The 12652-nt window shown below is 70.4% G+C and carries 10 protein-coding genes; 4 read left to right on the plus strand and 6 right to left on the minus strand.

Going from position 1 to position 12652, the window contains the following annotated elements:
• Positions 1 to 117: 117 nt before the first annotated feature.
• The 3 genes from AB0C76_RS14700 to AB0C76_RS14710 all read left to right on the plus strand — a co-directional run bounded on the left by AB0C76_RS14700 (position 118) and on the right by AB0C76_RS14710 (position 3526).
• Positions 118 to 252: a hypothetical protein gene (locus AB0C76_RS14700; protein WP_359964444.1), complete on the plus strand. Its 135-nt coding sequence runs from the start codon at positions 118 to 120 to the stop codon at positions 250 to 252.
• A 418-nt stretch (positions 253 to 670) separates the two neighbouring features.
• Entirely contained in the window at positions 671 to 2464 is a 1794-nt protein-coding gene (locus AB0C76_RS14705; protein WP_359964446.1) for a carbohydrate-binding module family 20 domain-containing protein, read from the plus strand.
• Positions 2465 to 2944: 480 nt separating this feature from the next.
• On the plus strand, positions 2945 to 3526 hold the full coding sequence (locus AB0C76_RS14710; protein WP_359964448.1) for a hypothetical protein: 582 nt from the start codon (positions 2945 to 2947) through the stop codon (positions 3524 to 3526).
• A 320-nt stretch (positions 3527 to 3846) separates the two neighbouring features.
• Here AB0C76_RS14710 and AB0C76_RS14715 read toward each other — a convergent pair whose 3' ends face one another.
• From AB0C76_RS14715 to AB0C76_RS14735, 5 genes are all read right to left on the minus strand, one after another.
• Positions 3847 to 4419, minus strand: coding sequence for an EF-Tu/IF-2/RF-3 family GTPase (locus tag AB0C76_RS14715; RefSeq protein WP_359964450.1), 573 nt, complete (start codon positions 4417 to 4419; stop codon positions 3847 to 3849).
• Between the two features lie 274 nt (positions 4420 to 4693).
• Positions 4694 to 6064, minus strand: coding sequence for a histidine-type phosphatase (locus tag AB0C76_RS14720; RefSeq protein WP_359964452.1), 1371 nt, complete (start codon positions 6062 to 6064; stop codon positions 4694 to 4696).
• A 217-nt stretch (positions 6065 to 6281) separates the two neighbouring features.
• Complete coding sequence (locus AB0C76_RS14725; protein WP_359964453.1) at positions 6282 to 8684, minus strand: glycoside hydrolase family 2 protein; 2403 nt, start codon at positions 8682 to 8684, stop codon at positions 6282 to 6284.
• A gap of 269 nt (positions 8685 to 8953) precedes the next feature.
• Positions 8954 to 9673: a carbohydrate-binding domain-containing protein gene (locus tag AB0C76_RS14730; protein WP_359964455.1), complete on the minus strand. Its 720-nt coding sequence runs from the start codon at positions 9671 to 9673 to the stop codon at positions 8954 to 8956.
• Between the two features lie 66 nt (positions 9674 to 9739).
• A complete protein-coding gene (locus AB0C76_RS14735; RefSeq protein ID WP_359964457.1) occupies positions 9740 to 10111 on the minus strand; it encodes a cellulose binding domain-containing protein in 372 nt (123 codons plus the stop codon).
• A 350-nt stretch (positions 10112 to 10461) separates the two neighbouring features.
• On the opposite strand from AB0C76_RS14735, the gene AB0C76_RS14740 reads away from it, so the two are divergent.
• Entirely contained in the window at positions 10462 to 11502 is a 1041-nt protein-coding gene (locus AB0C76_RS14740; protein ID WP_359964459.1) for a LacI family DNA-binding transcriptional regulator, read from the plus strand.
• Positions 11503 to 11506: 4 nt separating this feature from the next.
• On the opposite strand, the gene AB0C76_RS14745 is transcribed toward AB0C76_RS14740, so the two are convergent.
• Positions 11507 to 12532 carry a LacI family DNA-binding transcriptional regulator gene (locus AB0C76_RS14745; RefSeq protein ID WP_359964461.1) on the minus strand — a complete coding sequence of 342 codons (1026 nt, stop codon included), beginning with the start codon at positions 12530 to 12532 and terminating at the stop codon, positions 11507 to 11509.
• Positions 12533 to 12652: the final 120 nt, after the last annotated feature.

Here is a 12652-nt window from a genome sequence, read left to right on the forward strand (position 1 = left end):
CGGGGCCGTGATCGTAACGAGCACCACAGTCCGTCGTCACGTCCATGCATGAAACTCCACCCCCGGGGGACGGCACCGAGCCGGACGCGGGACACCGCCGGCTCCAGGGTGGTGCGCGTGGTGCGGCTGCACCTGGTGGAAGCAGCGGACGAGCGATCCGACCCGAAGGGCCGCTGTGAACCCGCTGCGGACCGGCTCGCATCGCGCGCGGTCCGCCACCTCGTCGACGCCTTCCTCGCCGGTATCACGTGACGAGGGTCGGGCCGGGGCGCTCGCCGGGGCGCGGCAAGGGCGCTCCAGGTGCGGTTCGCGGGCCCGCAGCGCCCGACCCGCCTGTGAAACTTGCAGTAAGAGTTTCCATGGAGTTCTTGACGTCGTAATACCGGGCGCGAGATGGTCTGCTCGCGACGGCTCCCCGGCCCCATCCGGGTGGCTGCCGCACCATGAGGTGCCAGGCGGGTTCGCGGCCGTGTGGCACCCCGGTCGTGGCTCCGCCGGACGGGAACTCGGCGGATCACACGGCCGTCCCCGTCCGGGCGGTACCGCGAGCCGCCCCGGAGCACCCCCACCCCAGCTCCACCACGGCCTGCCGGTTCCACCCCGCGACGATGCGCTCGCTTCGTGCTGCCCGGTGACCCGTGTCCGGCCGCCAGCACAGGAGAACCCCCACATGAGGCGAACCCGCCAACGCGGCAGAACCGTCCTTTCGGCGGTCGGCGCTCTGCTTGCCAGTGCCGTCCTGCCGCTCACCGTCCAGACCACCGCCCACGCCACCAGCGCCCCCGACGGCGGCGACGTGATCGCCAACCTCTTCGAGTGGAACTGGTCGTCGGTTGCCGGCGAGTGCACCAACGTCCTCGGCCCGAAGGGCTACGGCGCGGTCGAGGTGGCCCCGCCGGAGGACTCGATCCGGCTCAACCAGACCAGCCACCCCTGGTGGGAGGTGTACCAGCCGGTCGGCTACGACCTCAACAGCCGGATGGGCACCGCGGCGCAGTTCGCGTCCATGGTCACCACCTGCCACAACGCGGGCGTCAAGGTCTACGCGGACGCCGTGCTCAACCACATGGCCGGCGCCGGGAACACCAGCACCGACTCCTACGGCGGCGACGGCTTCAACGCCTCGACGGAGACGTACGCCCAGCCCGGCTACACCTCGGCGGACTTCCACAGCTCCCCGGCCAACTGCCCGAACTCGGACATGTCCATCCAGGACTGGAACAACCAGACCCAGGTCCAGGAATGCGACCTGTCGAACCTGGAGGACCTCTCCACCGAGACCGCCCACGTCCGGTCCACCGAGGCCGGCTACCTCAACAGCCTGGTCAACCTGGGCGTGGACGGCTTCCGGACGGACGCCGCCAAGCACATCAACCAGACCGACATGGCGGCCGTCCTGTCCCAGGTGAACAACACCACCTGGACGGGCTCCCGGCCCTACGTCTACCAGGAGGTCATCCCCGGAAGTTCGGGCAACCTCGCGCCGGGCGCCTTCGAGTCCAACGGCAGCGTGATCGAGTTCACCTACGCCAGGGACCTGAAGAGCCAGTTCACCGGCAACATCGCCAACCTCAAGTCCTTCGGCCAGAGCTGGGGCCTGGAGCCGGCCGCCGCTTCGACGTCGATGGTGACCAACCACGACACCGAGCGCGACGGCAGCACCCTCACCTACAAGTCCGGCGCCCCCTACATCCTGGCCAACGAGTTCGAACTGGCCTGGGGGTACGACGTCCCGCAGGTGTACGCCAGCTTCACCTGGACCAACAGCGACGACTCCCCGCCGTCCGACGCCAACGGGTTCGTCACCACCACCGACTGCTCGAACGGCTGGTTCTGCACCGACCGGAACCAGGGCATCGCCAACATGGTCGGCTGGCACAACGCCGTGGCGGGCCAGTCGGTCCGCAACTGGTACGACGACGGCACGAACTTCATCGCCTTCAGCCGGGGCAACCGCGGCTGGATCGCGATCAACAACGAGTCCAGCGCCAAGACCGTGACCGTCGAGACCGGCCTGGCAGCGGGCACCTACTGCGACATCATCCACGGCAACCTGACCGTCTCGACCGGATCCTGCTCCGGTCCGACCGTCACCGTGGGCACCAACGGCACCGCGACCGTCACCGTCCCGGCCGATGACGCCGTGGCGCTGTACACCCCGACCGCCGCAGCCAACACCGTGGGCGAGACCTTCAACGTCAACGAGACGACCAGCTGGGGCCAGAACGTCTACCTGGTCGGTTCGATCCCCGCCCTCGGCAGCTGGAACACCGCCCAGGCCATCCCGCTCTCCCCGGCCACCTACCCGACCTGGGGCGGCACGGTCACCCTGCCCGCCAACACCGCCGTCGAATACAAGTACATCATCAAGAACTCCGACGGCTCGGTCACCTGGGAGCCCGGCACCAACCACTCCTTCACGACAGGCAGTTCCGGCAACGGGACACTGAACGACACCTGGTGAAACCGGGTCCGCCCCGCCGGGTCAACCGGCGGGGCGGAATACCGTAGCCGCATCCGCTGCCACGCCAGATCCTGACGCTGGAGGGCGCCCGGGCGAACGCCGCGCCGCGCCGGTGCCGGCCGTCACGCCGGTCCGTCTTGGGGCCTGCCGGCGCCGCACGTCGTCGCCGCTCCTGCGGCCTTGCTGTCGCCCGTCGCCCGTGGGTGCAATGTGCACTGGAGCCCGACACGTGATGGCGCACAACGAGATGGTGGCGGCGTGCGTCCTGAGCCGCAGCGCGCCGGACGCTCCGCGCCGGGATGGGCACCTGACCGACTGGGCGATCGAGGCGGGTGAACCTGGGGCGACGGCCTCCACGTGGACGAAGTCAGAGGTACCACTCGGTGCCTCATGGCCTGTCGGGAGCCGCGGACGCCCTCCGCGCACCGCTCGTCCAAGGCCCCGTGGACGATTCCCGTCTCCCTGGGCAGGGAGGGACTCATGATCAGTCGACTGTTCCGGATCTCCAAGCGCACCGTCGCGCTCGCCACGGCGGCGATGGCGCTGGCCGGCGTCAGCGGTATCAGCACGGCCGGCAGCGCCTCGGCGGACGTCAACAGCGAGTGGAACTGTTCGAGGAACCCCGGTGGCTGGGACCACATGAACTGGGGCAACTGCCTGCTGCCGGGCGACTCCCTGGTCTCCCCCGGTGGCTTCTACCGCTTGACCTACCAGCACGACGGCAACCTGGTGGAGTACAAGAAGGGCGAGAGGTCGGGCTGGACCGCGATCTGGCAGAGCGGCACCCAGAACACCGCGCCCGGCAAGGCGATCATGCAGTACGACGGGAACTTCGTCGTGTACGACACCTTCAAGAACGCCCTGTGGGCGACCGGAACCAACAACGGCTGCAACCCGGCCGCCAACTGGCTCCGCATCCAGAACGACGCCAACCTCGTCGTCTACCGCCCGCACGGCGACGGTGCGTGGACGCCGGTCTGGTCCAGCCAGAACGGTCGCGTCGGGACCCTCCCCGGGTCGGCTGTCGTTGCTTTCCCGGGTTTGACCGTCGCCACCGCCTGAACTCATCGGTCCGGTGAGAGGAAGTTTCCCGGGCCCTCCAGCAGCCCGATCACGGGGCAGCGCCCGAGCGGATCAGGCGGCGGCGATGAGGTCACAGGGCCGCGCGCCGCACGCCGCACGCGATGGCGGTCAACGGGACGGTCCTCGCCGTCGTCCGGCGTCAACAGGGGAGTCGACCCTGGCCCACTGGATGAGCCACCCGCGGGTGCGGGACACGGCCGCCGGTGAAATCCTGGCCCGCATCCCGTCCCCGTCCGGCCGGCTCGTTCCGCACGATCCGGCGGTTCCCGCGCGCGCTGGCAGCGCACGATCAAAGCTGGTCAGTCGAGTGTCTCGATGATCCTGCCGGTGCCGATGCGGCGCAGTCGGCGGATGGGGTCGCGGGTCTCGATCTCCACGCTGAAGTCCGCTCCCTCTTCGCAGACCACCGGCCGGTTCAGGGTGAGGGTGGCGTCGAAGGGGACGTCGGGCGTGATCGCGTCGACGCCGGGCGGCAGGTCCACCGTGGCGCCCACCACCACCGACCCCGGGGAGAAGAGCAGCGGGAGAGTTGCCCCCGGGGGCTGCTGCGTGCAAACGGTGGCCCGTAGCCGCGTGTACGTCCGCACCGAGCCCGGGGCGGCGAGGAGCTGGCCCCTGTCGAAGTCCCCGAAGCGCATTCCGGGGACCAGCACGCCGATGTTGGCGCCGGCCCGGGCCTCGGTCAGCCGCTTGCGGAACTGCTCCAGGCCGCTGACCGTGAAGCGGTGCACGGGGCGCAGACCGACGGCCTCCACCTCGTCCCCGATCCGCACCACGCCCTGCACGACCTCGCCGCACAGAACCGCTCCGGCGGGGTAGGCGTTGAAGACGTCCTCGACGACCATGCGGAAGGGCAGTTCGGGCTGGGGCATCTTCACACTCCGCGGGGCACGTTCGGACGGACTGTCGGGCTGTCCGCGTGACTTTCTAGCAGGTGACCGAACGACGCGACCACAGAAGAACGGGCCGGCCCGATCCCGGGCCCGCACCATCAAGCGGCCTGAGCCGCACCGCTGGTCTCCTGCCGGATCGGTTCACCTCCTGCACCGTCCCTGCCGCCTGCAGGGCTCCTCGGCCTGCTCGGCGAACACCCACCGGGGCCGTGTGACAGCCGGTGTGCGGCGCGGTGGAACGGGCCGGACGGGGTCAGCTGGGCTGCAGGCAGCGCTTGAGCTCGTTGAGGTCGTAGAAGTGGCTGTCCTTGGTGACGGGCTTGCAGGAGGGCTTGAACGCGGTCTCCTTCTCGTTGTAGAGCATGCGCACGAGGTACCTGGCGGAATCTCCGTTCGCGGGCGTGTTCGCGAACAGATCCCACTGGATGTTCGCAGCCATCGGTGCGACGTCGGCGCCGCGCCATGGGTTGTTCGGGTAGGAGTACGGCGTCCCGGGCTCGGCGGGTTCGGTGCTTCCGGGCAGACCCATGAGGGCGGCGAGCGGCTCGATCTCCTCGGCGTGGGTGAACCGGAGCACCGCACCCTTGTCGCTGGTGCCGGCGGCCTTGGCCCCGGCCTGGGCGAGGAGGTCGTCGAGGAGGACGTCGGCCATCTTGTACGTGATCGTGCGGCCGCTGAAGGCGGGGCCCTTCTGGTAGAACTCCTCGGCATCGTCCAGGTAGGCGAACCACTGGGCGTCGCGCGGGGTGAGGAAACGGGTGAGGTCGACACCCGGTGCCTCGACGGTCAGGTCGGGTGCCGCGCTGTAGAGCTGGTACAACGACCGGGCGAAGGACACCTGTTCCTCGGTGGACATCGCCGCGATGAAGTCGTCCTGGAACAGGCGCACCACGACGTGCCGCGCTGCTTCAGCGGTTCGTGGGTCGTTCTCGATCCGCGCGAGGACGGCGGCCAGGTCCGGGTCGCTCTTCAGGTAGGCCTGGTAGGCGGCGTTCTGCGGCTGCTTGTGGAAGTACAGCAGGTCCTTGTCGGTGACCGGGGCCTTGACCAGGCCGACCAGCGCGGGATCGCCGGAGGTGAGCCCGCCCGTGAACGCGTTGGCGCTCGCGACCGCACGCGCAACACCCGAGGTCTCCACCACGATGGGCTCGTGGCGGGCTGCGATGGTGTGGAACAGCGACGGCAGTCGCTGTTCCATGCGCAGCGCGGTCTGGCGGTGCTCGTCAGCCCCGCGGCCGGAGAGGTTGCCGTAGCCGAGCGTCGAGGCCGCGTTCAGGAGTGATTGCACCTGCGGACCGAGGTCCGCGCCGAGGCCGGTGAGGGCGTTCTGCTGCTGGGCCGAGCGCAGGACGGCGAGCACCGCGTCGCCGTCGTCGCTGTTCGTCATGGCGCGGGAGCCGTGGCGAGCGACGTTCTCGGTGAACACCGGGTTGAAGCCGTGCGGCGGCTTCTGGTAGTGCTTCGGCTTCTCCTGCGGTGCGTAGGGGGCCTTCGTGCCGTAGAGCTCCTCATGGGCGTCATGCGTACCGGTCCAGTCGTGGGCTGACGCGGTGCCCGCTGTGGACAGCACGCCGGCGCTCAGGGCGACGGCGACGACGGCGGAAAGGGTGGCGTGACGATTCATGTCGTCCTTCGGGTTCGCTGCGTTCTGTCGGCCAGTGGTGGCGACCGGATCTTCACACGGACGGGAGAAGGATCGCGGGCACCCGATGGTGCCCCGGGTGAAGGAGAGTTGAACGCTGACCGTCGTCGGCTGCCGGGGCCTGTTCCGCCGGCGTCGGTCGGCCGGACGGGCCCGGCGGGCTGCCCGTCGCCGCGATGTCAGGTTCGGAGTCTGTGGGTCAGGCCGGCCCGACGCAGAACAGGGCCGCCCGAACGTCGTCGACGCCGACGTCTCCGCATCCGGCGACTCGGATCCGCAGCTGCTCGCCGGGCAGCAGGGTGGCAAGTCCACGGTCGGCCGTCGCCGAGGCGTCGAGCCGGTCGGGCTGGAGCAGTAGGTCACGGACCAGGGTACGAGCAGTGACAGTGACGTCGACTGCACCGTCGTCGTCCTCGGCCGGTGTGACGGTGACGTCGAACTCGGGCTTCGGGTAGGCGAAGTGGCGGTCGGCGACGGCGAGGTGGAGGGCCCGTTGCCCGTCCGCGTCGGCCACCAGAAGCTCGGTGGTCGATCCGTCGGCCGGCAGGAGTTCCCGAGGCACTGCCAGCCGGGTCACCGAACGGGCGTCCGCCCGCACTCGAAGTTCGGTCTGAGCCGTGATGCTGCCGTCCGCGGCGAGCCGGCGCAGTCGCAGGACCGTTTCCCATGGCTCTCCGGCCTGGTTGACGAGGGCGGCTTCGGGCGCGCCGGTGACGCCGGGCGGTTGGAGGGTGAGCAGGCGGTCCGCGTACAGTCGGCGCAGCTCGTGGTAGAGGGGCTTGAGGCGGCCGTCGCCGTCGATGGCCGCCCAGGAGGACACCGGCCAGCAGTCGTTGAGCTGCCACATGATCGTGCCCGCGCAGCGTGGCCAGTGGGAGCGCCAGTGCTCGATGCCGGTGGCGACGGCACGGGCCTGTACGACCTGGGTGAGGTAGTGCCAGCGGTCGAAGTTCGTCGGTGGTTCGAAGTGGCCGGCGAGGCCGCGGTGGAGTTTGTCGTTGCCGGCGTCGGCCTTCTGATGGTGGAGCATGCCGGGTGAGTCGGGCGCCAGGGTCTCCCCGGGCAGGGCTCGGCGGAGGGTGGCCAGGGCGGGAGGGGCCTGCCATCCGAACTCGGCGACGAACCGGGGGACGTTCTCGCGGTACTCACTGTAGTCCCGGCGGTTCCAGACCTCCCACGAGTGGTGGGTGCCGTGGTCGGGATCGTTGGGGTGGTGGTCCCAGCTGCCGGACCAGGGACTGCCGGCCGTGTACGGACGGGTGGGGTCGAGTTCGGCGACGATCCTGGGCAGCAGGCCGAGGTAGTAGCCCTCGCCCCAGGAGTCGCCGGCGAGGTCCGACTCCCAGTCCCAGTCGCGGAAGCCCCAGAGGTTCTCGTTGTTGCCGTTCCACAGCACCAGCGACGGGTGCGGCATCAGGCGGACGACGTTCTCCCTGGCCTCGGCCTCGACCTCGCCGCGCAGCGGCTGCTCCTCGGGGTAGGCCGCGCACGCGAACAGGAAGTCCTGCCAGACCATCAGGCCGAGTTCGTCGCAGGCGTCGTAGAAGGCATGGTCCTCGTAGATGCCGCCGCCCCAGACCCGGATGAGGTCGATGTTGGCTTCGGCTGCGCGGGTGATGCGCTCCCGGTAGCGGGACGGGGTGACGCGGCTGACCAGGGTGTCGTCGGGGATCCAGTTGACGCCGCGGACGAAGAGACGCTCGCCGTTGACGACCAGGGTGAAGCCGGTGCCGTCCTCGTCGGCGGAGCGGTCGAGTTCGACGGTGCGGAATCCGATCCGGCGGCGCCAGGTGTCCAGCGGTTCGGTGGCGTCGGAGAGGGTGACGTCGAGGTCGTACAGCGGCTGGTCGCCCCGGCCCCGCGGCCACCACAGTTCGGGACCGGACACCTCCAGTACGAGCACGGCGGCGTCCCCGTCAAGGACCGTCTCGGTGCTCGTGCCCGCAACGGTGGCCCGGACGGCGAGCGGTCGGGCTGCACCGGTGGCGGTGCGCTCGACGGTGAGGTGCAGCTCCACGCGGCCGTTGCCGTCTGCGACCGTCACCAGGGGCCGAACCTGGGCGATGCGGGCGGTGGACCAGTGCTCCAGACGGGCGGGGCGCCAGATTCCGGCGGTGGGCAGGGTCGGGCCCCAGTCCCAGCCGAAGCTGCTGGCCATCTTGCGGATGTACTGGAAGGGCTCGGGGTAGACGTTGGGGCGCGCGCCGGTGAGCGCCCGGGTCTCGGCGGCTTCCTGGTACGCACTGGTGAAGTGGACGGCCAGCTCGCCGGCCAGGTCGGTGACGTCGAAGCGGTAGCTCCGGTGCATGTTGCGGGTGCGGCCGAGCTCCGTCGCTCCGAGGGTGATCCGGGCCGCGGTGTCCAGGCCGGCGAAGACCAGGTCCGTTCGCTCGTGGGCGCCGGCCGCCGCCACGCGGGTGGTGTAGGTCCAGTCACAGCGGCCGACCCAGGCGACATCGTTCTCGTTGGCGGCGAGGAACGGGTCCGGGATCAGCCCGGCGTTCAACAGATCGGAGTGAACGCAACCCGGGACCGACGCGTGCACTTGCTCACCCTCGTACTGCAGGGCCCAGCCCTGGTCGAGCTGAGTGACGTCCTTCATGGTGCGGCTCCTGTCCATGGCCGGGCTTGTCGGTGGCGCCAGTAACCGTAGCCCGCGCGGTAACCCGTGTCTATAAATCGGTTAGGCTAACTATCTTCGCTGCTAACTAGCGATGAAGTGGAACGTTTGAAGCATTCAGCTAAATCGGTTCACCAGCGCATTCGCTGCGGCTGCCGAGGACCGATCCAGTGCGACCTTCCTGCCGCTGCGGAGCCGGCGCGAGGGCGTAAGGTTCAGTGGCGCGCCGGCTCCGGAGATAGGCGGGCGACTCAGATGGCCGGCACCTGTACCCAGAACCGGGTGTCGTTGCCGAGGTGTGCGGAGTTCGAGTCCAGCTGGGCCTTGATCCAGTAGACGGCGGCCTTGTAGTGGGAGATGTCGGTGGTGTCGGGGTTGCTCAGACCGGAGGCTCCGGCGCGGTGCCCGGCGAACCAGGTGTCCAGGCCGTAGTGGTTCTGGCTCTGGTGCAGGCAGGAGACATCCTGGCCGAGGCCGGAGTTGAGCGCGGCGCCGTTGTCGTACTGGGCTGCAGACTGGCCGGAGAACTGCCCGCACGATGTCCTGAGCATCAGCCAGTTCTGCTTGAAGATGCCGAAGTTGGCGGCGTCCCAGGACTTGTCGTCGCCGTACGGGTAGTCGGCGGCCATCCGGTCGCTCTCCAGCATGGCGATCGCGAGGTCGAGCGAGGTGGCGCCGGCCGCCCGCACCTGGCTCTTGCGGCTGCCGAGACCGCTGACGAGATAGGAGCCGCAGGACATGCCCGAGGGGCAGGCGGTGCCGCTGCCTTCGGTGTCGGCTCGCGAGCCGCGGACGACACAGGACTGGTTGTTCTCCCATCCCCAGCCGTCGCCGTCCGGATCGCTGGCGCTGCCGTTGACGCAGTACGGGTATCCGTCGGGTGCGGCGTCGGCGGATGCGGGTTGGGCGAAGGCCGCGGTGGCGGCAAGGGTGGCGAGTGCGGCGCCGAGTGCTTCGGGAACACGGTTCATGACGGATGCTCTCCTGGGTTCGTTGTCGCCCCCGGGCCGGTGGCACCCACTCGGGGGCAGGGTGGGTCAGTAGGTCGCGCAGGCCGATCCGTTCGGAAGGAAGGTGGCCGGTAGACCGTTGGTGCCGGGCGTCGACGTTCCGGCGGACCCGAAGTCGACCGTGCCGCCGGCTGCGATGGTCGCGTTGTAGTCGGGCGGATTGCTCGCGGTGACCTGCGTGCCGTTCTGGGTTCCACGGGCGTTCCACATGGTGGTGACGGCCTGCCCGCCGGGGGAAGCGAACACCAGCTGCCAGCCGTCGACCGGAGTGGAGCTCGTGTTCCTGATGGTCACGTCACCGTTGAAGGAGGCTCCCCAATCGGACAGGCCGTCGTGGACGGCGCAGGCGCTCGTGGTGTCGGCCGCGGAGGCGGTTCCCCGGGTGACTGCGAGACCCACTGCGGCGAGAAGGACCGGGAGGAGGAGCGCCAGCGGCCAGAGGCGGCTTCCGGCGGCGGAAATTGCTGGTGGTGCACGCGCCCCTTTCGTCCCGGACGGGTGGGTGGTGGGTGAAGGGCCCCGGTGACTCGGACCGGGAATGCGTCGGGGGCGGTGCGGCCCGGCTGGGAGCGCGCCGGCCGGCGCGAGGGGAAGCCGGCGACAGAGCGGCCACGGCTTCGATTAACCGCTTAACGCAGACGGACCGTATGACTGCCGACAGCTGCTCGTCAATAAGTGGTTAACCGTTTGTTGCACAGGGCTCGCCGACCGGCGGCTGTCGGAGGGTCGGCGCGTAGTAGCTTGGGGGCATGTCTCAGCAGAAGAGCCCCGCCGCTCGGCGGCCGACCATCACCGACATCGCGAAGATCGTCGGTGTGTCCAAGGTGTCGGTTTCCAACGCCCTGAACGGTCGGTCCGGCGTCTCCGAGGCCACCCGGGCCCGGATCGAGGCCGTGGCCGAGGAGATCGGGTTCGTGCGCAACAGCGCGGCCCGCGCGCTCAGCGGGGCGAGGGCGGCGGCGGTGGGCCTGGCACTCGCCCGCCCCGCGCGGATGCTGGGGACCGAGCCGTTCTTCATGGAACTGATCGGCGGCATCGAGAACGTGCTGTCCGACGCCTCGTACTCGTTGGCGCTCCAGGTCGTCGCGGACCACGAACGCGGGTTGGAGGCCTACCGGCGCTGGTGGGGCGAACGGCACATCGACGGTGCCATCATGGTCGACCTGCGCGAGAACGACGCCCGGGTGCCCGCGCTGGAGGCACTGGGCCTTCCGACCGTGGTGATCGGCCACCCGTCCGGGTCGGGCTCGCTGACCCCGGTCTGGTCGGACGACGCCGCCGCGGTGCGCGAGACGGTGGAGTACCTGGCCGCGCTGGGCCACCGGCGGGTCGGCCGGGTGGCCGGGCTGGAGGGCCTGGTGCACACCTCGATCCGGGACCGGGCCTTCGCCGCTGCTTGTACCGCACTGGGCCTGGACGCGGCGCCCACGGCGCACACCGACTACACGGGCGAGGCCGGGGCACGGGCAACCCGGCGGCTGCTGCTCTCCCCTGCTCGTCCGACCGCGATCCTCTACGACAACGACATCACCGCCGTCGCCGGACTGTCGGTGGCTCAGGAGATGGGGCTCCAGGTGCCGCGCGACCTGTCGATCGTCGCCTGGGACGACTCCCCGCTGGTCCAGGTGGTCCGGCCGCCGCTGACCGCGCTGACCCGCGACATCCACGCCTACGGCGCGAACGCGGCCCGCACGCTGCTCGCCCTGATCGCCCGCGGGCGCGGCGACGGCTTCGAGGACCGGGCTCCCCGGCTCACCCCGCGCGGGAGCACCGCACCGCCGTCGGCCTGAGCGTTCAGGTACGGGCCGGCGGGCCGGTGGTCCCGCGCGGGACCAGCACCGGAGCGTCGGACACCCGCGAGCGGGCCCGGCCGTCGTCCAGGAGCTCCAGCAGGCAGCGGGCGACCTCGGCGCCGAACGCGAACGGGTCGTAACTGAGCGCCGAGAGCGCCGGCCGGGTGATCCGGCACAGGTCCGAGTCGTCCCAGGCAACCAGCGACACGTCCTCGGGCACCCGCAGGCCGAGCTCGCCCGCCATCGCGAGGCCCGCCACCGCCATGAGGTCGTTGTCGTACACGATGGCGGTCGGCCGGTCGGCGCGGTCCAGCAGCGCCCGGGTCGCCCGGGCGCCCTCGTGCGCGGACAGGCCGGTGTGCGCGCTCCTGGTTCCGTTCAGCCCGAGTTCGGCGGCGGTGGCCGCGAAGGCCTCCGCGCGGACGATCGACTGGCCCAGCGTCACCGGCCCGCTGACGTGCGCGATCCGGCGGTGGCCGAGGATCGACAGGTAGCGCACGGCCTCCGCCATGGCCATGGCGTCGTCGTGCCACACCGCCGGGAAGGGGCCGCTGAGCTGCGGAGGCGCAACCGCGACGACGGGCATGCCGAGCCGGTGGACGGGTTCGATCCGCGGGTCGTCGCTGGTCACTCCGACCAGCACCGAGCCGTTCACCTTGCCGGACTGCCACCACTGCTTGTACAGCGCGATCTCAGTGTCGAGGTCGGGGGCGATGTGCAGCAGCAGGGAGCAGGGCCGCTCGGTGAGCACGCTCTCGATGCCGCCGATCAGTGCCATGTGCACCGCGTCCAGAACGGTGCCGGCGGCGTCGCGAGTGAGTGCCATGCCGATGGTGTGGACCCGGTCACCCTGCGCGAGCGACCGTGCGGCGAGGTTGGGTGCCCAGCCCAGTTCACGGGCGGCCTCGGCGATCCTGCGGCGGGTGACGGCGGAGACGCCGGGCCGGTCGTTGAGGGCGAGCGAGACGGCGCCGGCCGAGACCCCGGCGCGGGCGGCGACGTCCCGGATCGTCACCCGGCTGTCCATACGCGTTCCCTCTCTCGGCCCGGTGGCTGCGCGACGCGGCCGTCGCACGGGTCCATCCTGTCAGGTGAGGTGACCTGTGGGGACCACGGGCGCCGGGGCGGCCGCCACGGACGGCGAGGG

It is taken from the genome of Kitasatospora sp. NPDC048722, assembly GCF_040650235.1.
GTDB lineage: Bacteria > Actinomycetota > Actinomycetes > Streptomycetales > Streptomycetaceae > Kitasatospora.

Coding starts and splice junctions, on each gene's coding strand:
- AB0C76_RS14710 (WP_359964448.1), top strand. CDS start 2,945: ATGATCAGTCGACTGTTCCGGATCTCCAAGCGCACCGTCGCGCTCGCC.
- AB0C76_RS14705 (WP_359964446.1), top strand. CDS start 671: ATGAGGCGAACCCGCCAACGCGGCAGAACCGTCCTTTCGGCGGTCGGC.
- AB0C76_RS14745 (WP_359964461.1), bottom strand. CDS start 12,532: ATGGACAGCCGGGTGACGATCCGGGACGTCGCCGCCCGCGCCGGGGTC.
- AB0C76_RS14725 (WP_359964453.1), bottom strand. CDS start 8,684: ATGAAGGACGTCACTCAGCTCGACCAGGGCTGGGCCCTGCAGTACGAG.
- AB0C76_RS14720 (WP_359964452.1), bottom strand. CDS start 6,064: ATGAATCGTCACGCCACCCTTTCCGCCGTCGTCGCCGTCGCCCTGAGC.
- AB0C76_RS14715 (WP_359964450.1), bottom strand. CDS start 4,419: ATGCCCCAGCCCGAACTGCCCTTCCGCATGGTCGTCGAGGACGTCTTC.
- AB0C76_RS14740 (WP_359964459.1), top strand. CDS start 10,462: ATGTCTCAGCAGAAGAGCCCCGCCGCTCGGCGGCCGACCATCACCGAC.
- AB0C76_RS14730 (WP_359964455.1), bottom strand. CDS start 9,673: ATGAACCGTGTTCCCGAAGCACTCGGCGCCGCACTCGCCACCCTTGCC.